General features: G+C 68.8%; 22 protein-coding genes and 1 tRNA gene. 16 read left to right on the top strand and 7 right to left on the bottom strand.

Features of this window, described 5'->3' with window-relative positions; translation table 11 throughout:
• Positions 1 to 60: 60 nt before the first annotated feature.
• On the bottom strand, positions 61 to 1254 hold the full coding sequence (locus tag ACGFI6_RS19790; RefSeq protein WP_393120436.1) for a pyridoxal phosphate-dependent aminotransferase: 1194 nt from the start codon (positions 1252 to 1254) through the stop codon (positions 61 to 63).
• A 279-nt stretch (positions 1255 to 1533) separates the two neighbouring features.
• On the opposite strand from ACGFI6_RS19790, the gene ACGFI6_RS19785 reads away from it, so the two are divergent.
• From ACGFI6_RS19785 to rplA, 5 genes are all read left to right on the top strand, one after another.
• Positions 1534 to 1606, top strand: a tRNA-Trp gene (locus ACGFI6_RS19785).
• A 55-nt stretch (positions 1607 to 1661) separates the two neighbouring features.
• Complete coding sequence (gene secE, locus ACGFI6_RS19780) at positions 1662 to 1904, top strand: preprotein translocase subunit SecE (RefSeq protein WP_344191576.1); 243 nt, start codon at positions 1662 to 1664, stop codon at positions 1902 to 1904.
• Positions 1905 to 2277: 373 nt separating this feature from the next.
• Complete coding sequence (gene nusG / locus ACGFI6_RS19775; protein ID WP_393121267.1) at positions 2278 to 3177, top strand: transcription termination/antitermination protein NusG; 900 nt, start codon at positions 2278 to 2280, stop codon at positions 3175 to 3177.
• 12 nt (positions 3178 to 3189) lie between these two features.
• Positions 3190 to 3621 carry a 50S ribosomal protein L11 gene (gene rplK, locus ACGFI6_RS19770; RefSeq protein ID WP_130441571.1) on the top strand — a complete coding sequence of 144 codons (432 nt, stop codon included), beginning with the start codon at positions 3190 to 3192 and terminating at the stop codon, positions 3619 to 3621.
• Positions 3622 to 3729: 108 nt separating this feature from the next.
• Complete coding sequence (gene rplA / locus ACGFI6_RS19765) at positions 3730 to 4452, top strand: 50S ribosomal protein L1 (protein ID WP_393120433.1); 723 nt, start codon at positions 3730 to 3732, stop codon at positions 4450 to 4452.
• Positions 4453 to 4531: 79 nt separating this feature from the next.
• Here the strand turns inward: rplA and ACGFI6_RS19760 are convergent, their stop codons facing one another.
• Both ACGFI6_RS19760 and ACGFI6_RS19755 read right to left on the bottom strand, forming a co-directional pair.
• Positions 4532 to 5371 (bottom strand): methionyl-tRNA formyltransferase, encoded by an 840-nt coding sequence (locus ACGFI6_RS19760; protein ID WP_393120431.1) that lies wholly within the window; start codon positions 5369 to 5371, stop codon positions 4532 to 4534.
• A complete protein-coding gene (locus ACGFI6_RS19755) occupies positions 5368 to 6420 on the bottom strand; it encodes an alpha-hydroxy acid oxidase (RefSeq protein WP_393120430.1) in 1053 nt (350 codons plus the stop codon). The genes ACGFI6_RS19760 and ACGFI6_RS19755 overlap by 4 nt, the downstream gene beginning before the upstream one ends.
• A 226-nt stretch (positions 6421 to 6646) precedes the next feature.
• Here ACGFI6_RS19755 and ACGFI6_RS19750 point away from each other — a divergent pair, with 226 nt between their 5' ends.
• Complete coding sequence (locus ACGFI6_RS19750; protein ID WP_393120428.1) at positions 6647 to 7768, top strand: hypothetical protein; 1122 nt, start codon at positions 6647 to 6649, stop codon at positions 7766 to 7768.
• Here ACGFI6_RS19750 and ACGFI6_RS19745 read toward each other — a convergent pair.
• Complete coding sequence (locus tag ACGFI6_RS19745; RefSeq protein ID WP_393120426.1) at positions 7758 to 8270, bottom strand: hypothetical protein; 513 nt, start codon at positions 8268 to 8270, stop codon at positions 7758 to 7760. The genes ACGFI6_RS19750 and ACGFI6_RS19745 overlap by 11 nt on opposite strands.
• A gap of 231 nt (positions 8271 to 8501) precedes the next feature.
• Between ACGFI6_RS19745 and ACGFI6_RS19740 the strand changes: the two genes are divergently transcribed.
• The 4 genes from ACGFI6_RS19740 to ACGFI6_RS19725 are packed head-to-tail and all read left to right on the top strand — an operon-like array spanning position 8502 to position 12548.
• Positions 8502 to 9713, top strand: coding sequence for a sensor histidine kinase (locus ACGFI6_RS19740; RefSeq protein ID WP_393120424.1), 1212 nt, complete (start codon positions 8502 to 8504; stop codon positions 9711 to 9713).
• Between the two features lie 13 nt (positions 9714 to 9726).
• Complete coding sequence (locus tag ACGFI6_RS19735; RefSeq protein WP_393121265.1) at positions 9727 to 10371, top strand: response regulator; 645 nt, start codon at positions 9727 to 9729, stop codon at positions 10369 to 10371.
• On the top strand, positions 10371 to 11069 hold the full coding sequence (locus tag ACGFI6_RS19730; protein ID WP_393120423.1) for a DUF4097 family beta strand repeat-containing protein: 699 nt from the start codon (positions 10371 to 10373) through the stop codon (positions 11067 to 11069). Before ACGFI6_RS19735 ends, ACGFI6_RS19730 begins: the two co-directional genes overlap by 1 nt.
• 48 nt (positions 11070 to 11117) lie before the next feature.
• Positions 11118 to 12548, top strand: coding sequence for a serine hydrolase domain-containing protein (locus tag ACGFI6_RS19725; protein WP_393120421.1), 1431 nt, complete (start codon positions 11118 to 11120; stop codon positions 12546 to 12548).
• A 13-nt stretch (positions 12549 to 12561) separates the two neighbouring features.
• Here the strand turns inward: ACGFI6_RS19725 and ACGFI6_RS19720 are convergent, their stop codons facing one another.
• The 3 genes from ACGFI6_RS19720 to ACGFI6_RS19710 are packed head-to-tail and all read right to left on the bottom strand — an operon-like array spanning position 12562 to position 16090.
• Positions 12562 to 13194: a bifunctional 4-hydroxy-2-oxoglutarate aldolase/2-dehydro-3-deoxy-phosphogluconate aldolase gene (locus ACGFI6_RS19720; RefSeq protein WP_393120419.1), complete on the bottom strand. Its 633-nt coding sequence runs from the start codon at positions 13192 to 13194 to the stop codon at positions 12562 to 12564.
• A gap of 12 nt (positions 13195 to 13206) precedes the next feature.
• Positions 13207 to 14787, bottom strand: a complete 1581-nt coding sequence (locus ACGFI6_RS19715) for an amidohydrolase family protein (RefSeq protein ID WP_393120417.1) — start codon at positions 14785 to 14787, stop codon at positions 13207 to 13209.
• Position 14788: 1 nt separating this feature from the next.
• Positions 14789 to 16090 (bottom strand): amino acid deaminase, encoded by a 1302-nt coding sequence (locus ACGFI6_RS19710; RefSeq protein ID WP_393120415.1) that lies wholly within the window; start codon positions 16088 to 16090, stop codon positions 14789 to 14791.
• A 133-nt stretch (positions 16091 to 16223) separates the two neighbouring features.
• Between ACGFI6_RS19710 and ACGFI6_RS19705 the strand changes: the two genes are divergently transcribed.
• The 6 genes from ACGFI6_RS19705 (at position 16224) to rplJ (ending at position 21228) form a co-directional block, all read left to right on the top strand.
• Complete coding sequence (locus ACGFI6_RS19705) at positions 16224 to 17186, top strand: sugar kinase (protein ID WP_393120413.1); 963 nt, start codon at positions 16224 to 16226, stop codon at positions 17184 to 17186.
• Positions 17183 to 17917: an IclR family transcriptional regulator gene (locus ACGFI6_RS19700; protein ID WP_393120411.1), complete on the top strand. Its 735-nt coding sequence runs from the start codon at positions 17183 to 17185 to the stop codon at positions 17915 to 17917. Before ACGFI6_RS19705 ends, ACGFI6_RS19700 begins: the two co-directional genes overlap by 4 nt.
• Before the next feature lie 15 nt (positions 17918 to 17932).
• A complete protein-coding gene (locus tag ACGFI6_RS19695; RefSeq protein WP_393120409.1) occupies positions 17933 to 18337 on the top strand; it encodes a RidA family protein in 405 nt (134 codons plus the stop codon).
• An 82-nt stretch (positions 18338 to 18419) separates the two neighbouring features.
• On the top strand, positions 18420 to 19235 hold the full coding sequence (locus ACGFI6_RS19690) for an IclR family transcriptional regulator (protein WP_393120407.1): 816 nt from the start codon (positions 18420 to 18422) through the stop codon (positions 19233 to 19235).
• Positions 19235 to 20419: an MFS transporter gene (locus ACGFI6_RS19685; protein ID WP_393120405.1), complete on the top strand. Its 1185-nt coding sequence runs from the start codon at positions 19235 to 19237 to the stop codon at positions 20417 to 20419. Before ACGFI6_RS19690 ends, ACGFI6_RS19685 begins: the two co-directional genes overlap by 1 nt.
• 194 nt (positions 20420 to 20613) lie before the next feature.
• Positions 20614 to 21228 (top strand): 50S ribosomal protein L10, encoded by a 615-nt coding sequence (gene rplJ, locus ACGFI6_RS19680; protein ID WP_393120403.1) that lies wholly within the window; start codon positions 20614 to 20616, stop codon positions 21226 to 21228.
• The last annotated feature ends 37 nt before the right edge of the window (positions 21229 to 21265 follow it).

The following is a 21265-nucleotide window of genomic DNA, read 5'->3' as shown; positions in this document are numbered from 1 at the left end:
GCGGCCGCCGAGCGCGAGAGTCCCGCGCCGGGTGAGGTTGGTGAGTGGTGGGCGTCCATGTCAGCTCAGCAGCTTGGCGATCCGGGTCAGGCCCTCGGCCAGGTCGTCGTCGCCTAGGGCGTAGGACAGGCGCAGGTACCCGGGCGCGCCGAACGCCTCGCCCGGTACGACCGCCACCTCGACCTCGTCCAGGATCAGGTCGGCCAGCTCCGCGGACGATGTGGGCGTACGGCCGCCGATCTCCTTGCCGAGCACACCCTTGACCGACGGGTACGCGTAGAACGCTCCGGTCGGCTCCGGGCACTCGACGCCGGGGATCTCGTTGAGCATCCGGACCATGGTCCGTCGGCGCCGGTCGAACGCGACCTTCATCTCGTCGACCGCGCTCAGGTCGCCGGACACCGCGGCAATGGCGGCGCGCTGGGCGATGTTGCTGACGTTCGACGTCTGGTGCGACTGGAGGTTCGTGGCGGCCTTGATCACGTCGAGCGGGGCGATCATCCAGCCGACCCGCCAGCCGGTCATCGCGTACGTCTTCGCGACACCGTTCAGTACGACGGTCTTGTCCGCGAGCTCGGGTACCGCAACGGGAATCGAGGTCGCGCGAACGTCGCCGTACGTCAGGTGCTCGTAGATCTCGTCGGTGACCACCCACAGGTCGTGCTCGAGGGCCCACCGGCCGATCGCCTCGATCGCCTCCGGGCTGTCGACCGCACCGGTCGGGTTGGACGGCGAGCAGAACAGCAGGGCCTTGGTCTTCCCGGTCCGGGCCGCCTCGAGTTGCTCGACGGTGACGCTGTAGTTCTGCTTCTCGTCGGCGAGCACCTCCACCGGTACGCCGCCGGCCAGCCGGATCGCCTCCGGGTACGTCGTCCAGTACGGGGCCGGGAGCAGCACCTCGTCGCCCGGATCGAGGAGCGTCGCGAACGCGTTGTAGACCGCGTGCTTGCCGCCGTTCGTGACCAGCACCTGCGCGGGGTCGATCTCGTACCCGGAGTCGCGCTTGGTCTTCGCGGCGATCGCCTGCTTGAGCTCCGGCAGGCCGCCGGCCGGGGTGTAGCGGTGGTTCTTCGGGTCGCGGGCGGCCGCGACGGCGGCTTCGACGATGTAGTCCGGTGTCGGGAAGTCCGGCTCGCCGGCGCCGAATCCGATCACCGGGCGCCCGGCCGCCTTGAGCGCCTTCGCCTTGCTGTCCACCGCCAGCGTCGCCGATTCACTGATGGCGCCGATCCGCGCCGAGATCCTGGAACCCATGCATCCATCCTGGCACCCCGCCACCGACGGACCCACCGGGTTCCACTGGTTGAGGCGGGAACGCCCAGGGGGTGTGGTCCGTTGGCAGCACGTGGAGGCTGTATGGTTCTCAACGCGGTGCGGCGCCCGGCTGAGTAATTCGGTACAGGGGTCGTGCGGGCGAGGGCCTCAGTTCGACCATGGGGCGCAGACCCCGTACACTTCTCTAGTCCGGGCGTTGATGGCCCTGATCCGGCATGCCCGAGATCAGGTCCGACGCGGCGTCCAGATGGATTGCAGAGGGCACTAGCTCAACTGGCAGAGCATCGGTCTCCAAAACCGAAGGTTGGGGGTTCAAGTCCCTCGTGCCCTGCAAATCCTGACCGGCGCAGGGCCGGTCAGGCCGCCGCTAGCGAAAGAGGTAGGTCGTGACGGAGACGCGCACCCCGGCACCGTCCGGCGCCGGCAAGCCTGCTGAAGGCAAGCAGGGCAGGGGCCTGCTGCGCTTCTACCGGCAGGTGGTGGCCGAGCTCCGCAAGGTCGTCTGGCCGACCCGCAAGCAGCTCTCGACCTACTTCGTGGTCGTCCTGACCTTCGTGGTGTTCGTCATCGCGATCGTCTCGGTTCTCGACCTCGCCTTCGGCTGGGCGATGTTCAAGGTCTTCGGCTGAGGAACGCCCGCGACGACCAACGACCTCCCGAAGGCCCCGGGCCCCAGGCCCGATCCGAAGCAGCCAAGACCCCGATGAACAGATGACGGAGTACGACGTGTCCGAGCGCGACGACGAGGTCCTCGACTACGAGGGCGAGTTCGACGTATCCGCCTCCGATGACCTCGAGGTCGACTTCGACGAGAACGCCACCGACGATGACGACCTGTTCGGTGACGCCGCCGACGATGGCGACGACCCGTTCGCGGACCTCGACGACGAGGACGAGGACGACGACGAGGACGACAGCGAAGTGGACGTCGCGGAGTACGCCGCCGACGACGAGGCCGAGACGCCGCCGGCCGATGCCGACACGTCGGACGACGAGCCGGTCGTGGTGGTCCCGGCGGCCGACGAGTCCGAGGCCAGTGAAGTGGTGACGGCGGACGACGTCGAGGATGCCGCCGAGGAGCTCGCCGACGAGACCGCGGAGACCGCGCCGCTGAGCACCGAGGAGCCGGCCGCCGCGCCGGACGAGGTGGTCTTCTCCAGCGCCGACTCCGACGACGACGACACCGACGATGACGACGAGGACGCCACCGCAGCTGCTTCCGCGGACGCGACCGACGGCGACGAGGACGACGACGCCGCGGAGGCGGAGCCCGAAGAGCCGGGCGACCCGCTCGAGGAGCTGCGCAGCCGGCTGCGTTCGCAGTTCGGCGACTGGTACGTCGTGCACACGTACTCAGGGATGGAGAACCGGGTCAAGGGCAACCTGGAGAACCGGATCAACTCCCTGAACATGGAGGACTTCATCTTCGAGATCATCGTGCCGACCGAAGAGGTCGCCGAGATCAAGAACGGGCAGCGCCGGATGGTGAAGCGCACGGTGCTGCCGGGCTACGTGCTGGTCCGGATGGATCTGACCGACGAGTCCTGGTCGACCGTGCGGCACACGCCGTCGGTGACCGGCTTCGTCGGGAACAGCCAGAAGCCGGTCCCGCTCAGCCTCGAAGAGGTGGAGAAGATGCTTGCTCCGGCCGTCGTGGCGGCGGCCGAAGCGGCGGCAGCCGAAGCCGGCGCCGCACCTGCCAAGACCGCGGCCAAGAAGAAGGTCGAGGTCGCCGACTTCGGTGTCGGCGATTCGGTCATGGTGGTCGACGGGCCGTTCGCGACCCTGCACGCCACAGTCACGGAGATCAACGCCGAGGCCCAGCGGATCAAGGCCCTGGTTGAGATCTTCGGCCGGGAGACCCCGGTGGAACTCAGCTTCAACCAGATCCAGAAAGTCTAAGGACCCGACAGAATGCCTCCCAAGAAGAAGATTGCTGCCCTGGTCAAGGTGCAGCTCCAGGCCGGTGCCGCGACGCCGGCACCGCCGGTCGGTACCGCGCTCGGTCCGCACGGCGTCAACATCATGGAGTTCTGCAAGGCGTACAACGCCCAGACAGAGTCCATGCGCGGCAACGTCGTACCGGTCGAGATCACGATCTACGAAGACCGTTCCTTCACCTTCGTCACCAAGACGCCGCCGGCGCCGGAGATGATCAAGAAGGCCGCCGGTCTGCAGAAGGGCTCCGCCGTTCCGCAGCGCGACAAGGTCGGCAAGATCACCAAGGACCAGGTCCGCGAGATCGCCACCACCAAGATGCCGGACCTCAACGCGCGCGACATCGACGCCGCGATGAAGATTATCGAGGGCACCGCCCGTTCGATGGGCGTCGTCGTCGACAAGTAACGTCACCCGGTCCGCCGCGGTGGACCAGCAGGAGTGGCAGGGCGCACTTCGCCCGATCACCACAACCCGCGAACGACGAGCAACCGTTCGCACACAGGAGACTCAGAAATGGCACAGCGCAGCAAGGCATACCGCGCGATCGCGGACAAGATCGACTTCGATCACCTGTACACCCCTCTCGAGGCCATCAAGCTGGCCAAGGAGGCGGCGGGCAGCAAGAAGTTCAACTCGACGATCGACGTCGCGATGCGTCTCGGGGTCGACCCTCGCAAGGCCGACCAGATGGTGCGTGGCACCGTCAACCTTCCGCACGGTACGGGCAAGACGGCACGGGTCCTCGTCTTCGCCACCGGTGACAAGGCCGAGGCCGCGAAGGCCGCCGGCGCCGACTTCGTCGGTGACGACGACATGATCAAGAAGGTGACCGACGGCTGGCTCGACTTCGACGCCGTCGTCGCGACCCCTGACCTGATGGGCAAGGTCGGCCGCCTCGGCCGGGTCCTCGGCCCGCGTGGTCTGATGCCGAACCCGAAGACGGGTACGGTCACGCCGGACGTGACCAAGGCCGTGAACGACATCAAGGGCGGAAAGATCGAGTTCCGGGTCGACCGGCACGCGAACCTGCACTTCATCATCGGCAAGGCGTCGTTCGACGAGGCTCAGCTGGCGGAGAACTACGGCGCCGCCCTCGAGGAGATCCTTCGTCTGAAGCCGGCCAGCTCGAAGGGCCGCTACATCAAGAAGACGGTCTTCTCGACGACGATGGGTCCGGGCGTTCAGGTTGACCCGAACGCGACGAGCAACCTCTCGGAGGAGCAGGCCGACGCCTGATCCACCCACGCTCCACCAGAAAGCCCCCGCTCCCGCGGGGGCTTTCTGCATGTCCGGCCATCTCGAGCCATCTCCCTTGTCAGCCTCGGGTCAGGCGGAGAGGGTGGTCGGCGGTTTGGACTGTCCAGCCGTCGGCATGCGTCTCCAGGATGGTCCCGGGGGTGGAGCTAGTCGTGGTGGTGGCCCGATCTGTTCGGGTGATTTGGTGGGTGGTGCCGTCCAGCTTCAGTTGGGCGGTAGGGGCGGTGACGTTGAGGGCCGCGGCCTTGCGGCGGATGGTGTGGGACGGCTCGGTCAGGTCGAGCAGGCGCTCGGCGTCGGTGAAGAACGGTGCCTCGGACGCGCCCGCCGGGTCCTGCGGCTCGCCCGGGTCGCCGGCCACCAGGCGCGGTACGGCCTCGTCGAGACAGGCGCTGAGCAGGGTGTACCAGGACTGCATCAGCCCGGCGCCGTTCAGGTCCTCGGGCAGTGGACCGATCCGCTGCGCCAGGATCGCTCCGGTGTCGAACTCGGCAGCGGTGCGATGCACGGTCGCCCCGACCCGCTCGTCACCTTCGTAGATCAGCCGTTGTGGAGTCGGCCCACGCCCGGCCGGCAGCGGTGACGGGTGACAGTTGATCGCGCCGTACTTCGGGATGGCGAGGATCTCGTCGGGGATCAGCCGGGGGAACGCCGCCGAGATCAGTACGTCGGGCTGCAGCGCCGCGATCACCGGCGCGGCGACCGCCTTGAGCTTGCGGGTGATGAGGACGTTCATCCCGTCCGGCAGGCCCGCGACCATTGGGTCGGGCGCGCCGTACCTGCCGGTCTCCGGCAGCGTCACGATCAGCGCGGGCTCGTGCCCGTTCCGCTTGGCGAAGTCGTGGACGACGCGGAACCCGGGCAGGAACGCATTCAGCGCGACGATCCGCAGGCTCATTGCGCACCGATCGTCGAGCGGGTGGTGATCAGGTCAGGCGTCAGGGACGACGGCCTCGAGACGCCGACGAGCCGCAGGGCGTGGTCCAGCTCCTCGCCGAGGTCGGTGAGCAGGCGGGTGACGCCCTCGGACGACCCGACGGTCAGCGCCCACAGCGCGGGACGGCCGACGAACACCGCACGTGCGCCGAGCGCGAGCGCGGCGAGGATGTGCTCGCCGCGACGGATCCCACCGTCGACGTACACCTCGACGTTGCTACCCGCGACCGCCTCGGCGACCTCGGGCAGCGCCTGCGCGGTCGGGATCGAGCCGTCGAGTTGGCGGCCGCCATGGTTCGACACGATGATGCCGGCGGCGCCTGCGTCCGCGCAGCGCTTGGCGTCGTCGCCGCGGAGGACACCCTTCACCACCACGGGCAGGCCGGTGCGTTCCCGCAGCCAGCCGATCACGTCCGGGTTCAGATCGTCGGCCTTGCCGAGGTCGTCGTCGGTCCAGTCGCCGTCCGGCAGATTGGCCAGCAGCTGGCCGGGCTGCACCAGATCCCAGACCGATTCGCCCTCGTCCTCCTTGCGTCCGACGACCGGGGTGTCGACGGTCAGCACGATCGCCCGGGCACCGGCCGCGACCGCCGCGTCGAGCATCCGACGGGTGATCTCCCGGTTCCGGAGGACGTAGAGCTGCAGCCACCACGGCACACCCGTCGACGCGAAGTCGGCGAACGTCGTGCCGGCGTTGCTGGAGACGCCGAGCACCGACTTCGCCGCGCTGACGCCGCGTGCCATCGCGACCTCGCCGTCCGGGTCGGCCATCCGCTGCATCGTGGACGGCGCGACCAGGATCGGGGCGTCGACCGGCGTCCCGAGCACCGTCGTACTGATGTCGATGCTGGACACGTCGTTCAGCACGTGCGGACGGAAGCGGTACGCCGACCAGGCCGCGGTCGCTTCGCCGACGCTGACTCCGCCGGCGGAGCCCTGCCGGAAGTAGCGGTGTACGGCTTCGGGAAGCTTCTCGGCGGCCGCGCTGTCCAGAGTGTCGATCCATCGCATGCGGCCCATCGTCGCACCAGGCCGGTCGCACCGGTCCAGGAATTTACCGGTGCGGCTGGTGCAGGGAGGGTAGAGTTGAGGACATGACGCAGCACGGGCGGCGATTTCTGCGCCCCGGCCGGCACGACGGTGCCGACGGGGTGAGCTGCTGCTGCGCTCTCTCCTGAGGTGACCGCGGCCGACCGGGGTGGACCCCCGTCGAGACCGTCATCCTGGAGAGAAACCCATGCCTGTCCTCACTGTTGAAGAACTGCACGCTGCCCTGACGCTCCGCGACCTCAGCGATCCGGCTCAGGGCCCGCACGCCGTCCAGCTCGTCGTCGACGCGATCCGCGCCGCGCTCGGCTCCGCGTGGCCGTACACCGAGATCTGGACGCGCCGCGATCATCCCGTCGTGCCACTGGCCGACAACTACGACAACCTCGGCTACGCGACCGATGCCGTGACGCGCGAGGCGCGCTACACCCGCTACGTCTCGGAGAACGAGGTGTTGCGAAGTCACACCTCGGCGATGATCCCGCCGGCCTTGCGCGAACTAGCGAGCTCCGACACCTCCGACGTGCTGATGATCTGCGCGGGGATCTGTTACCGCCGGGACTCCGTCGACTGGCAGCACACCGGTACGCCGCATCAGCTGGACCTGTGGCGGATCAGCCGCAACGTCACGCTCGGCGAGCCGGAGCTGGAAGACATGATCGCCCGGCTGGTCGACACCGTGCTGCCCGGCCAGACGTACCGGACCGTTCCTGCGGTCCACCCGTACACGATCCACGGACGTCAGATCGACGTCCTGCTCGACGATCAGTGGATCGAGATCGGTGAGTGTGGCGTGGCGGCGCCACACGTGCTCCGGCTGGCTGGGCTGGACGAGAGCTGGACCGGTCTGGCAATGGGGCCGGGCCTCGACCGGCTGTTGATGCTCCGCAAGGGGATCCGCGACATCCGGCTGCTCAGGTCCACCGATCCGCGGGTGGCCGCACAGTTGCTCGATCTGATGCCGTACAAGGCGGTCTCGTCCATGCCTCCCGTCCGGCGGGACCTGTCGGTCGTGGTCGGCGCATCGACGGACGTGTCGGAGGAGGTGCTCGGCGACCAGGTCCGCAATGCCCTGGGCCCGGACGCGGATGCGGCGGAGTCGCTGGAGGTGCTGGGCGAAACGTCGTACGACGACTTGCCGACGAGTGCCCGTGAGCGTCTCCAGATGACCCCCGGTCAACGGAACCTCCTGGTCAGGCTGGTCCTGCGGCCGGTGGACCGTACGCTGACCGACGCGGAGGCGAATGCCCTGCGGGACAAGGTCTACCGCGCGTTGCACGAGGGCCCGGTGCTGGAGCTGATCAGCGCTTGAGCTCGCGGGCGGCGACCACGAACGCGCACACGGCCAGCGGGAGCTCGAGCAGCAGCGCCTCGGTGAGCGACAGTGTGCGGTCGAAGCCGGCCGCCGCCGTGCTGACGTCGAACCAGGCATCAGCCACCAGCATCGTTCCGGCAGCCATCGCGGTCAGAGCGGCGTGCCTGTTGCGTTTGTGCAGCAGGTACGCCGTGAGGCCGGCGGCGATCGCAGTACCGCAGTCGAGACCGATCCAGGTCAGCTTCCAATGGCCGGCCTCGTAGCTGCTCGGCAACGTGGCCGCGAGAATCAGGCACCAGGGCAGGAGTATCGCGGCGACCCCAGCGGCGACCAGCGCGGCCAGACCGCCGGGGGAGCGGCGGGCGCGGATGCGTCCGTCCAGCCTGCCCTCGGCGAGGTAGTCCTCGAGCGCGTCGGCCACGCGGTCGTCGATCGCGTCACCGAGCTTCCCGTCCATGGCCCGGTCGGACTCGGTACGGAGAAGATCTGTCGTCGTCATGTCATCGAGCATCCCGGCGCGGGACGCTCCGCACAGTCCGGCCAGCCCACGAACAAAGGTGGGGATAACCCCCGGTCGAATCCGTGGGTTGTCCTGATGCCGCCCGCCGCACCGACCACGTAAGTTGTGACCGCGAGCAGGCGCCGACGCGGGGAGGTGACCCGGATGAATGCTGCTGCGAGTCCGGTTCCCCGGACGCCGTGGGGACTCTGGCGGTCCCCCTATTTGTGGTTGGCAACCATCCACCTGCTCGGTGACTCGGTGGTCGTGCTGACGTCCGGTCTGCTCGTGCTGTGCGCGACCGTCGTGGTCCTGCTCGGCCTGCCGTTCGCGCTGATCGGGATCCCCCTCAGCATGTGGGCGAACCGTCTGGTCTACGTCATCGCCGGCTGGGAGCGGGCTCGCGCCCGGATCACCCGCGGGCAGCAGGTCCAGCCGTTGGTACCGCGGCAGCCGACCGCTTCCCGCACCGACGACGCACTGCTGGCGCTCGGCGATCCGGGACTCTGGCGCCAGTTCGCGTATTACGTCGCACTGCTGCTGCTGGCAACAGTCTGGATCTTCGCGGTCGTGGTGGCCTGGTCGATCCCGCCCGTACTGATCGCACTCCCGGCGTACTACACGCGCTTCGCCGCGTCCCAGGCCCAGCTCGGGCCGTTCGTGATCGACAACATGACGTCGGCCACGATCGTGGCCGTGCTCGCGGGCGTCTTCCTGATCTTCGTCTCACCGCTGATCATGCGGGCCGCGTCGGCGTTCGACGGCTGGCTGGTGAAGGAGCTGCTCGGGCCGTCCGAGTCCGGAGCACTGGCCGAGCGCGTCCACCAGTTGGTGCAGAGCCGGCAGCAGGTGGTCGACTCGGTCGAGTCCGAGCGGCGCCGGATGGAGCGTGACCTGCACGACGGTGCCCAGCAGCGGCTGGTCTCGCTGGCGATGACCCTGGGCCGGGCGAAGAACCGGCTCGGTGACAAGGACCCGGCGGTCCGGGTGCTGATCGAGGAGGCGCACTCCGAGGCGATGCAGGCGATCGCCGAGATCCGCGACCTGACCCGGGGACTGCATCCGCCGGTGCTGACCGATCGCGGTCTGGACGCGGCGCTGTCGGCGGTCGCGGCCCGATCGCCGGTACCGGTCCGGTTGAGCGTCGACGTACGGCCCAGGCCTTCACTGACGATCGAGTCGATCGCGTACTTCGTCGTGACCGAGGCGCTGACCAACGTCGCCAAACACGCCGACGCCGCGCTCGCCGAGGTGCGGGTGACCCGGGAGGAGGACGTCCTGCGGGTCGAGGTACGAGACGACGGCCGCGGCGGAGCGGACCCGGCCGGCGGCACTGGACTGCAGGGGCTGACCGATCGGGTGGCCGGGGTGGACGGACGGCTGACGGTGGACAGTCCACCGGGCGGCGGTACGACGCTGATCGCGGAGGTGCCGTGTGGCTGAGGAGGTTCAACGGATGCGGGTCGTGATCGCCGAGGACTCGGTGCTGCTGCGCGAGGGGATCGTGCGGCTGCTCGACGAGCAGGACTGCGAGGTGGTCGCGGCGGTCGGCGACGGCGACGCGTTGCTGAAGGCGGTCGCGGCGCAGCGGCCGGACGTCTGCGTGGTGGACGTACGGATGCCACCGACGTTCACCGACGAGGGATTGCGGGCGGCGCTGGTCATCCGCGAGCAGTACGCCGACGTCGGTGTGCTGGTGCTGTCGCAGTACGTCGAGGAGCGGTACGCGAGCGAACTGATCGGCGGGAACCCGGGCGGTGTCGGGTACTTGCTCAAGGACCGGGTCGCAGACGTGGATCAGTTCCTCGACGGACTGCGCCGGGTCGCGGCCGGCGGCGCGGCGCTGGACCCGGAGGTGATCTCGCAGCTGCTGGTGCGGTCCCGGAAGGCGGATCCGCTGGCTGTGCTGAGCCGACGGGAACAGGACGTTCTCCGCGCAATGGCGGAGGGAAAGTCGAACGCCGGGATCGCACAGGCGCTGGTGGTCGGTGAGGGCGCGGTCGAGAAGCACATCAGCAACATCTTCCTCAAACTCCAGCTTGCGCCGACAGACGGTGAGCACCGGCGCGTACTCGCGGTCCTCAGGTACTTGGGGACCTGATGAAGCTCACCAAGGCGCAGCGGACGATGTTGCTGGTCGGGTTGTTGCCGTTGCTCGCGGTTGTCGTGGGCGGGGCGGCAGTGACGGTCGGAACGATCCGCGGGAAGCTGCCGTACAGCTATTCGGCGGCCTTCACGCCCGGTGCCGACGGGGTCCAGATCAAGGCCGATGTGCCGACGCAGATCGAGGCGAGCCTCGACGGCCAGGTGCACGTCACGGTCGACGGGACATACACGGCGCAACGGCCCGACGTCCAAGTCGCGTCGGCCGGTCGTCAATTGGTCGTACAGGCGACGTGCCCCGACTCGCACTGCCACGTGGACCTGGTGGTGGAGGTGCCGGCGGTCGCAGCGGTGAAGGCGAAGATCGAGGGGACAACGGTCAACGTCGCCGGGTTGTCGTCGCCGCTGGCGGTCGATGTCAGCGACGGGTCCGTGGACCTGGCGCGGGTGCGCAGCACGCAGGTGTCGGTGGACGTCCGGCGAGGCTCCATCTCGATGGCGTTCGACGCCCCGCCGGACCAGCTCGCCGCGACCGCCAGCGACGGCTCCATCACGCTGCAGTTGCCCCGGACAACGAACTACGCGATCGATGCTGTCGCGGCGCAGGGGTCGACCCATGTCGCCGTACCGAACGATGCCTCGGCCTCGCATCACGTCTACCTGCGGACCAGCTACGGCAGCATCACCGTGCAGTAGGTTGGAATTCCGGAGCGCGAGCGGGCAGCTGCCGGTTATGGTGCCGGGATGTCTCCGCAACGCGAACTACTGCCACGGGCGCCGCGGGCTGCGTCGGGGATCTCGTCCCGCGCAGTGATTGCGCTGCTGGACCGGCTCGACGAACTGTCCATCGAGTGTCACTCCCTGATGATCGTGCATCGCGGACACGTCGTCGCCGAGGGCTGGTGGGCGCCGTACTCGGCCGAGCGGCCGCATCTGCTCTACTCGCTGACGAAGTCGTTCACCTCAATCGCTGTGGGAATCGCGATCGCGGACGGCCTGCTCTCGCTGGACGACCGCGTGGTGGACGTGCTGCCCGAGCACGTACCGGCCGACATCTCGGAGCAGGGACGTCGCCTGACCGTTCACCACCTGCTGTCCATGACGGCCGGGCACCACGAGGACAGCCTCGCCGAGGCCTGGCAGCTCGAGCCCGACGACCTGGTAAAGGGCTTCCTGCGCGTGCCGGCCGCGGAGCCTGAGGGGACCCGGCACACGTACGACAACGCGACCACGTTCGTGCTCGCCCGGATGGTCGAACGAGTGACGGGCCAGGGCCTTCCGGAGTTCCTCGACGAGCGCATCTTCGCGCCGATGGGGATCGAGGGGGCCGAATGGGATCGGGTGGCGAGTAGTGCCGCGTTCGGATTCCATGGGCTGCATCTCACGACCGAGGCCGTTGCCGCTTTCGGTGAGCTGCTGCTGCGCGGAGGTCTGTGGGGCGATCGCCAGCTCGTGCCGCGCGCGTGGGTGGAGCTCGCGACCAGGCGGCACGTCGACTGCGTGCCGTTGCCGAACTGGTCGCCGAATCCCGATTTCCTGTGCGGGTACGGCTACCAGTTCTGGATGTCGCGGCACGGCTACCACGGTCACGGGGCGTTCGGTCAGTACTGCGTGGTCGTCCCGGAGCACGATCTCGTGGTTGTCGTCACCGGTGCGATCGAGGAAACAGCTGCGGTGCCGGGCGTCTTCTGGGACTTGCTGTTGCCCAGTCTGGGGATCGCCGCGAGTGCAGCTGACGATGAGCTCCTCGATGATCGGCTGCGGACTCTGTCGTTCGTTCCGGTGCCGGGCTCGGCTGCGGAGTCGAGGTCCGGTGCAGCGAAGATCGACGCGTCTGCTCAGGATTCGGCACTGCCTGATGGGACCGAGGTTGCCGTCGAAGCTGTGGACGGCGGTTGGCTCGTGCGGCTTGGGCCGGCTCTGCAGGTCGCGGTCGGCAATGGCGAGTGGCGCGAGAGCTCGCCGCTCGGCCGTCCTGTCGTGGCGAGCGGCGGTTGGCAGGGCGGCAGGTTCGTGGCCGATCTTTTCGTCATCACGAGCCCGCATCGGGTGCGGCTGGTTGTCGACTCCGATGCGGGGATCGCTACGGCGACGTGGAACGTCCTGCCGTTGACTACCTCGAGTCTCGAGTTGCACCTGCGTGCGCCGTTGATGACACGCCCAGACGTCGCCTGACGTCTCGACGCAGCTACAGGGCGGCGCAGAAGGACTTGGCTTTGGTGGTGATGGACTGCCAGTTGGCGGCGGCGACGTCGGCGGGGGAGACGACGTCGGTGCCGGCGCTGACGGCGAGGGCGCCGGCGGCCAGGAAGTCGTGCGCGTTGGTGGCGTTGACGCCGCCGGACGGGATCAGCGGGACGCCGGGGAACGGGCCGTTGAGGTCCTTGAAGTACTTCGGGCCGAGGTGGTGGGCCGGGAAGATCTTCACCGCGGTGGAGCCGAGCGCGAGCGCGGTCATCACCTCGGACGGCGTGAAGGCGCCGAGGACGACCGGGATGCCGGCGGCCACCGCGGCCTGGGCGATCGCGGCCGCCTCGGGCCCCTGACCTGGGGTGACGAGGAACTGGGCGCCGGCGTTGATCGCCTGCGTGGCCTGGTTCGCGGTCTGCACGGTGCCGGCGCCGACGACTGCGCCGGTCTCGGCGGCCGTGGAGGCGGCGCGTTCGAGGTGTCGCGGGAGGTCGGGGGTGGTGTAGGTGAGTTCGACGACGTGGATGCCGCCGGCGACCAGCGCGGCGCACAGGTCGCGGGCGTCCGAGATCTCCGGGGCGCGGACGACAGTCAGAACCCGGTCGGCGCGGAGCAGGTCCAGAGTGTTCACAACAGCTTCCTCTCAGGTGGTACGGCGCACCGCGTGGCCGGGGTTGGCCTCGGTGCGGTGGTTGTTGTCGATGACCGGGACCCCGTTGACCAGTACGTACGGGATCCCTTCGGCCGGTTGACGAGGTTCCGGGAACGTCGCGGCGTCGCGGACCGTGTCCGGGTCGAACAGCACCAGGTCCGCGGCGTACCCGTCGCGGATCAGCCCGCGGTCGGTCAAGCGCAGGCGGCGGGCGGGGCGGCCGGTGAGGTGGTGGATGCAGTCGGCGAGCTCGAGTACGCCGAGTTCGCGGACGTAGTGCGCCAGGTAGCGCGGGAACGTACCCCACGAGCGCGGATGCGGTTTGCCGCCGACCAGGATCCCGTCCGAGCCGCCGGTGTGCGACCGGTGCCGCATGATCGTGCGTACGTTCTCCTCGTGGCCGACGTGCTGCAGGATCGACGTGGCGAGGTCGTCGGCGAGCAGGAGCTCGTAGAACACGTCCGCGGCCGGCTTCCCGGACTGCTCGGCGAGGACTGCGACGGTGTGGCCGACAGCGTCGGACAGCGCCGGGTTGCGGACGCCGCCGATCTCGATCGTGTCCCACTCGACGACGCACCCGTGGCAGCCGTCGGTGCCGACCTGCTCGAGCTCGTACGTGATGCGCTCCCGCGCGGACGGGTCGCGGAGCCGCGCGAGCTGGGCGTCCGGCCCGCCCTCGGCGGTCCAGCTCGGCAGGACAGCAGCCAAGGTCGTTGCTCCCGGCAAGTACGGATAGGTGTCGGTGGTGACGTCGACGCCGGAGGCCAGCGCCTTGTCGATCATCGCGACCAGATCGGCCCCGCGGCCGCCGTTCGGCGCGAAGTTCATCACCGCGTGGGTCAGGTGCAGCGCGCAGCCCGAACGGCGCGCCACCTCGATCATCTCGCCGTACGCCTCGAGCGCGCCCTTCCCGTACGAGCGCTGATGCGGCGCGTAGTACCCGCCATGGGCCGCGACGACCGTGCACAGCGCGACCAGTTCGTCGAAGCTCGCGAACATCCCCGGCGTGTACGTCAGCCCGCTGCTCATCCCGACCGCACCGTCCCGCAACCCGTCGGCGAGCAACTGCTGCATCCGGGACAGCTCGGCGGCCGTCGCGGGACGGTTGGACGTCCCAACGACCATCATCCGCAACGTGCCCTGCGGGACCAGGTACGCCGCGTTGCACGCGATGCCCTGGTCGAGCCGGTCGAGGTACCCGGCGACGGTGGACCAGGAGAAGTCGAAGTCGTCCGGCTCCCCGTTCCAGCCCGCGATCTGCCGGCGTACGACGGCGCGCGTCGGGTCGTCGATCGGCGCGAAGGACAGGCCGTCCTGACCGAGCACCTCCAGCGTGACGCCCTGGCTGACCTTCGCGGTGTGGTCGGGATTCGCCAGGATCTGCAGGTCGGAGTGCGAGTGCATGTCGATGAAGCCGGGCGCCAGCACCAGCCCGTCCGCGTCGATCGTCCGGTGCGCGGCCGGCAGGTCGTTGCCGATCGCCACGATCCGGCCGCCGTCGACGGCGACGTCCGCCTGGTACCCGGGCGATCCGGACCCGTCGACGACGAGCGCCCCCGTGATGTTCAGCATCTCAGAAGAACGTCCGGACCAGGTCGACCACGACAGGGTCCGCGGCGTCGGCATCGTCGACGACCGGGATCAGACCCCACTTGTCGAAGGCGGTGCACGGATGCGACAGGCCGACGCGCAGCTCGTCGCCGATCACCACCGGTACGTCGCCGAAGTGCAGGAAACCGTGCTGGTCGTTGAGGTTCGTCACCGTCATCCCGGTAGCCGGCAGCACCTCTGCATCGGCGGTACGCGGCCGGATCAGCTGCGGCTCCGGCCAGTCCTGGTCGAACGGGAAGTCCCGGCGGCCCGCGTCGAAGATCGCCAGGCCGGGCTCGGGCTGCGACGTGATCCGCACCCATCCGTGCATGGCGGCGACGAGCTGCTCGCCATCGGTTCGCGGGTGCTCGCCGAGCGGCGACACCCGGCGGTACAGACCGTCGTCGTGGGAGATGTAGGCGCCGGAACGCAGGACCACGCGAGCACCTTCGCCGGCCTCGGCTGCGAGGACCTTCGCGACCTGCTCGAAGTACTGGCTGCCGCCCGCGCTGACCACGGGAACGAGGTCCGCGTCGTACAGCGGACGGAGCCGGTGGTGGACGGATGCCAGGTCACGTAGATAGGCGCGGACCTCTTCCAGGTTGGCCTCGTCGACTCCGTGCCCGATCGCGCCCTCGTACCCGGCCACGCCGACGAGCCGGAGCGTCGACGCGTCGGCGATCGCCTGCCCGACAGCCAGTGCTGTCTCGGCGTCACGGGCACCGGTCCGGCCGCCGAGGCCACCGACCTCGACCATCACGTCGAGCGGCCGCGCGCCGGGTCCGACGTACGCCGAGCGGGCCTCCTCCATCAGCTCGACGGTGCGCACCGAGTCCGCCCAGACCGAGACCTCGAACGACGGGTCGGCGGCGAGCTCGTCGGCGATCCAGCGCAGCTGCAGCGGCGAGATCACCGCGTTCGCGATCAGGACCCGCTGGATGCCGTACGCGCGGGCGACCCCCAGCTGGAACCCGTTGGCGAGGGTGATCGCCCACGCGCCGGCGTCCAGCTGCATCGCCCAGAGCGCGGGGGCCATCGTTGTCTTTCCGTGCGGCGCGAGCTCGACGCCGTGCCGGGTGCACCAGGTGGCAAGTGTGTCGACGTTGTGCCGCAGGCCGGACGCGGACAGCGTCATCAGCGGCGTGGGGAGCTGGGACAGCCGCGGCCGGTCGGCGAGCACCTCGGCGACCGTTCGGCCCCAGAAACCCGGCGGCAGCGCCTTGTCCCGCCAGCTCACCTGCTGATCGGCGAGAGCGGCGACGGCGTCGGCATCGTAAGCAGGCATCAGACCCCCTGGGGTTTAGGATTGCAGAATACGCAACGCTCATTGCGTATTCTGACTCGTCGGTTGTAGCATCGCGCCCGAAGTCGCGTCAACGCACACCTATCCCATCACCTCTGCCCGCAAAGGAGTGCCGATGCCCGAAACGGCCGCGATCTGCCTGGGTGAGGCGATGATCATGCTCGCGGGTGGCGCCGGGCCGCTGGCGGACGTCGAGATCTTCCGGCGGTCGGTCGGTGGCGCGGAGTGCAACGTGGCCGGCGGACTGGCCGCGCTCGGCGTACCGACCGGGTGGATCTCCCGGTTGGGTGACGACGGATTCGGCCAGCACGTGCTCCGGGACCTGCAGGCGCGTGGCGTCGACGTCGGGGGCGTGGAGCTGGATCCGCACCGGCCGACGGCGCTCTACGTGAAGGAGTCCGAGGACGGCCGGTCCCGGATGCACTACTACCGGACCGGCTCAGCGGCTGCTGCGATGGCGCCTGGGTTCCTGGATCGGCCGGAGGTACGTGAGCGGCTGGCGCAGGCGAAGCTCGTACACACCACGGGGATCACTGCGGCGATTTCGGCGAGCAGCTCGGACATGCTGGAGCGGCTGGCGACGGAGCCGCGGGAGTTCCTGCTGAGCGTTGACCTCAACTGGCGGCCGGTGTTGTGGCGGGAGCGCGACCCGGAGCCGCTGTGGCGGTTGCTGAAGGCCGCCGACATCGTGCTGATCGGGGCGGATGAGGCTGAGGTCTTCGCCGGTACGGGCGATGCGGACGAGCTGTACGAACGGCTGGGCGCGAAGACTCTGATCGTGAAGGACGACGCGAACACCGCGATCCTGCTGGAGCCAGGCGGACGCACTGAGGTCCCAGCACTGTCTGTCGAGGTTGTGGAGACTGTCGGGGCCGGTGACGCGTTCGCGGCCGGGTTCTTGGCGGGGACCTTGCAGGGGTTGCCTGCGGTGCAGCGGTTGCGGCTGGGGCATCTCACGGCTGCGGCTGTGCTGACGGTCGCCGAGGACCATGCGCCACCTCCCGTGGCAGCTGAGCGCGAGAGGTTGCTCAACGCGACGGACGAGGAGTGGGCGGCAACAAAGATCGGTGCCGCATGAGCCAGAGCCTCGGCCGTGCGCTGCAGATCCTCACCAGCCTCGGTGAGGGGGAGCGGTCGCTCGACCAGCTTGCTGCCGAGCTGGGCGTTCACAAGACGACAGTGCTACGGCTGCTGCGCACCATGGAGGCGGACCGGTTCGTACGACGGGACGCTGCCCACCGGTACCGCCTGGGCTCACGCCTCTTCGCGCTGGCAGACGTCGCCCGCGAGCAGCACGTCGTACGGCAGGTGGCTGCACCGCACCTGCGCGAGCTGAACCAGAAGACCGGCCAGACGGTCCACCTGGCAGCGTGGGAGAACGGCGAGGTCGTGTACGTCGACAAGCTGGACAGCATGCGCGCAGTACGCATGTACTCGCAGGTCGGCGTACCGGCTGCACTCCACTGCACCGCGGTCGGCAAGGTGCTCCTTGCAGCCCAGCCGAAGCGGCAGCGGGACGCGGTGCTCGCAACGCTGGACTACAAGGCGTACACGTCGAACACGATCACCGATCCGGACCGCTTCCGGGATGAGTTGCTGACCACCAAAGAGCGTGGCTGGGCCCAGGACAAGGCTGAGCACGAGTCGTTCATCAACTGCATCGGTGCGCCGATCAAGGACGGCACGGGCCGCGTTGTGGGGGCCGTGTCGTTGTCCGTACCCGACGTACTGCTGAACTATGAGCAGGTGCTCGAGTTGCTGCCTGACCTGCTCGCCACCGCTGAAGCCATCACTGCCGACTACAACTGAGAGGTGTCAGACCTGATGTCCGACAAGAGCGCAGTCTCCACCACCGACGCGCCGCCGCCGATGCCGGTGTTCTCGCAGGGCGTTCGCAAGGGCAACATCCTGCAGGTGTCCGGCCAGGGCTCGGTCGACCCGGCCAGCGGCGACTTCGTGTTCGCCGGTGACGTCAAGGGCCAGACCACCCGGGTCCTGCAGAACATCGAGGCGATCCTGAAGGCCGGCGGGGCGAGCCTCGACGACGTGGTGATGCTCCGCGTCTACCTGACCCAGCGCGAGGACTTCGCCGCGATGAACGAGGCGTACGCCGACTTCGTGTCGACCCGGACGCCGAGCGGTGTGCTGCCGTCGCGGACCACCGTGTTCACCGGCCTGCCGCTGCCGGACATGCTCGTCGAGATCGACGCGCTCGCCGTTCTCAGCTGAACCCCCTTCCAGAGCCCGGGCCCGGTGGTCCGGGCTTTGGAATGCCCGCGCAGCTTCCCGTATCGCGGGATATGATTTCGGCATGCAGGAACACGGGAAGCGCGGGTCGGTGCAGTCGATCGACCGTGCGGTGGCGATCCTCCGCTGCTTCGACGCGCGGACGCCGGACCTCGGGATCAGTGATCTGGCCCGGGCGACCGGGTTGTCGACGAGCACCGTGCACCGGCTGCTGCTGGCCATGCAGGAGAACGGGCTCGTCCGCCAGACCGCCCACCGGCGGTACGCGATCGGCCCGCTGGTCGTCCAGTTGGCGCACAGCGGCGGTATCCCGGCCGACCTGCGCGACGCTGCCCTGCCGGTGCTGCGTGCACTCCGCGATGACACAGGGGAGACCGCGGCGGTTCACGAGTTGCTGCCGTCCGGGCAGCGCGTCGTGCTCGACCAGGTGGAGAGCTACCACCAACTGCGCCGTACGTACACGGAGTTCGGCCTGCCCGTCGCGCTGCCGCTGGGTGCGCCGGGCAAGGCGTTGCTGGCGTTCCTGCCGTTCGAGCAGCAGCAAGAGGTACTGAAGGGCTCGCTGGAGCAGGTGCAGCCGGCAACCATCACGGACCCCGAGGTGCTTGCTCAGCAGTTCGCGGAGATCCGCCGGCGCGGCTTTGCGATGTCACGGACCGAGCGGACCGCAGGGATCTGCAGCGTGGCCGCACCGGTCTTCGGCTACTCCGGCGACGTGGCGGGCTGTCTGAGTGTGTCCGGCCCCGAGATGCGGATGCCGGTGGAGCGGATGGAGGAGTTCGGGATGCGGGTCGCTGACGGTGCCTGGTCGGTGTCGGAGCTGCTGGGGGCCACCCCGGCCGCACGGGATCGCAGTACGGCACTGGCCGGCGGCCGGTGATGTCACAGGCCCGTACTCTCTGGAAGATCGCACCTGCTGTCTACTTGCCCGCACTGCTCTACGGCATCGGGCAGGGCGCTATTGCGCCCGTCGTGGCGTTGTCGGCCACCCACCTCGGCGCCTCGGTCGCTGTCGCCGGTCTGGTCGTTGCGGCCGCTGGTCTGGGGCAGGTGATCGGTGACATCCCAGCTGGTGCGCTGACGAACCGCATTGGTGAGCGCAGCGCGATGCTGGCCGCCACTGTCCTCGTAGCGTTCGCACTGGCAGCCTGTCTGCTCGTCACGAACGTCTGGGGCCTGGCCATCGCCATCGGCTGCACCGGGCTGGCCGGTGCAGTCTGGGGCCTTGCCAGGCAGGCGTACCTGAGCGAGGCGGTACCGATCGAGCTCAGGGCGCGCGCACTGTCCACACTGGGCGGCGTACAGCGCATCGGGTCGTTCATCGGCCCGTTCCTCGGTGCCGGTGTCATGAAGTTCCTCGGTACGGACGGCGCGTACTGGGTGCACCTGGTGGCCGCCGTACTGGCCTGTGGTGTTCTCCTGAGCCTGCCGGACGTCGAGCACCGGCGTGGGCGCGGACCGGTCGCAGCCCAGTCGACCTGGATCGTCATCCGCGACCACTTCCCGGTACTGCGGACACTCGGCGTCGGTGCGCTGCTGGTGGGGGCCGTACGGGCCTCGCGTCAGGTCGTCATCCCGCTGTGGGCGCTGCACATCGGACTGGATGCGCAGACGACCAGCGTGATCTTCGGACTGTCCGGTGCGGTGGACATGCTGCTGTTCTATCCAGCTGGGTCGGTGATGGACCGCCTCGGCCGCAAGTGGGTCGCCGTACCGTCGATGATCGTGCTGGGGCTCGCACATCTCCTACTGCCGCTGACGCACACGACCGTCACGCTGACTCTGGTCGCGTTGCTGATGGGGATCGGGAACGGTCTGGGCGCCGGCGTGATCATGACGCTGGGCGCGGACGCGTCGCCACCGGTCGGCAGAGCCCAGTTCCTGGGGGCGTTCCGGTTGTTCGCGGATACCGGAAACGGTGCCGGACCGTTGCTGCTGGCCGGTGCGACCGCACTCCTCGGGCTCGGACCGGCGATCGTCATCATGGCCGGAACGGGCTGGGCCGCGGCGACCGCCATGCACCGCTGGATTCCCCCGCACCCACGACCGATTTTGTCTGAGTGACTTCAGCTATTACTCTGGACCTTGCCGAAGACCGCTGGTTGCTGCCCTAGGTAGCTGAAAGTCCCACTCAGGTGGGCGGCCCGCGCAGGTGACTTGGAAGTGAAGCACGAATGTTCACGCCCTTGCGCCTGCGCAGGGGCGTTTCTCTTTTGTTCAGGGGTCCGAGGCGTGGAAGCCGATAGAAGGAGACCCCCATGGCGAGGCCGGACAAGGCAGCCGCTGTCGCGGAGCTGACGGACGAGTTCCGTAGCTCCAACGGCGCCGTGCTGACCGAGTACCGCGGTCTCACCGTTGCGCAGCTCAAGCAGCTTCGAGTTTCGCTCGGTGACGACGTGAACTACGCCGTGGTGAAGAACACGCTGACCAAGATCGCGGCCAAGGACGCCGGCGTCGACACGTTCGACGACCTGCTCGAAGGCCCCTCGGCAATCGCCTTTATCAAGGGCGACCCGGTGGTTGCGGCCAAGGGTCTGCGGGACTTCGCCAAGGCGAACCCCCTGCTCGTCATCAAGGGTGGAGTGCTGGAAGGCAAGGCACTCGGCTCTGACGAGATCAGCAAGCTCGCTGACCTGGAGTCGCGTGAGGTTCTCCTCGCGAAGCTCGCAGGTGCGATGAAGGCGGCTCCGCAGCAAGCGGTGTCGTTGTTCGCTGCTCCGCTGTCGCAGGCCGCGCGCCTGTTCGCGGCGCTGCAGGACAAGTTGCCGGCCGAGGCCCCGGCCGCTGTGCAGGACGCAGTGGCAGAGGTGCAGGACACGGTCGAGGCACCTGCCGAGGCGAGCACCGAGGAGACTGCCGCAGCAGACAGCTGAGGCAGCTCATGCAACACCCCATCAGTGATCACCAAGC

The organism is Kribbella sp. NPDC048928 (assembly GCF_043197975.1).
In the GTDB taxonomy this organism is placed as follows: Bacteria; Actinomycetota; Actinomycetes; order Propionibacteriales; family Kribbellaceae; genus Kribbella.
The sequence above is the reverse complement of the archived record's forward strand: the minus strand, read 5'-3'. Positions and strand labels throughout refer to the sequence as shown.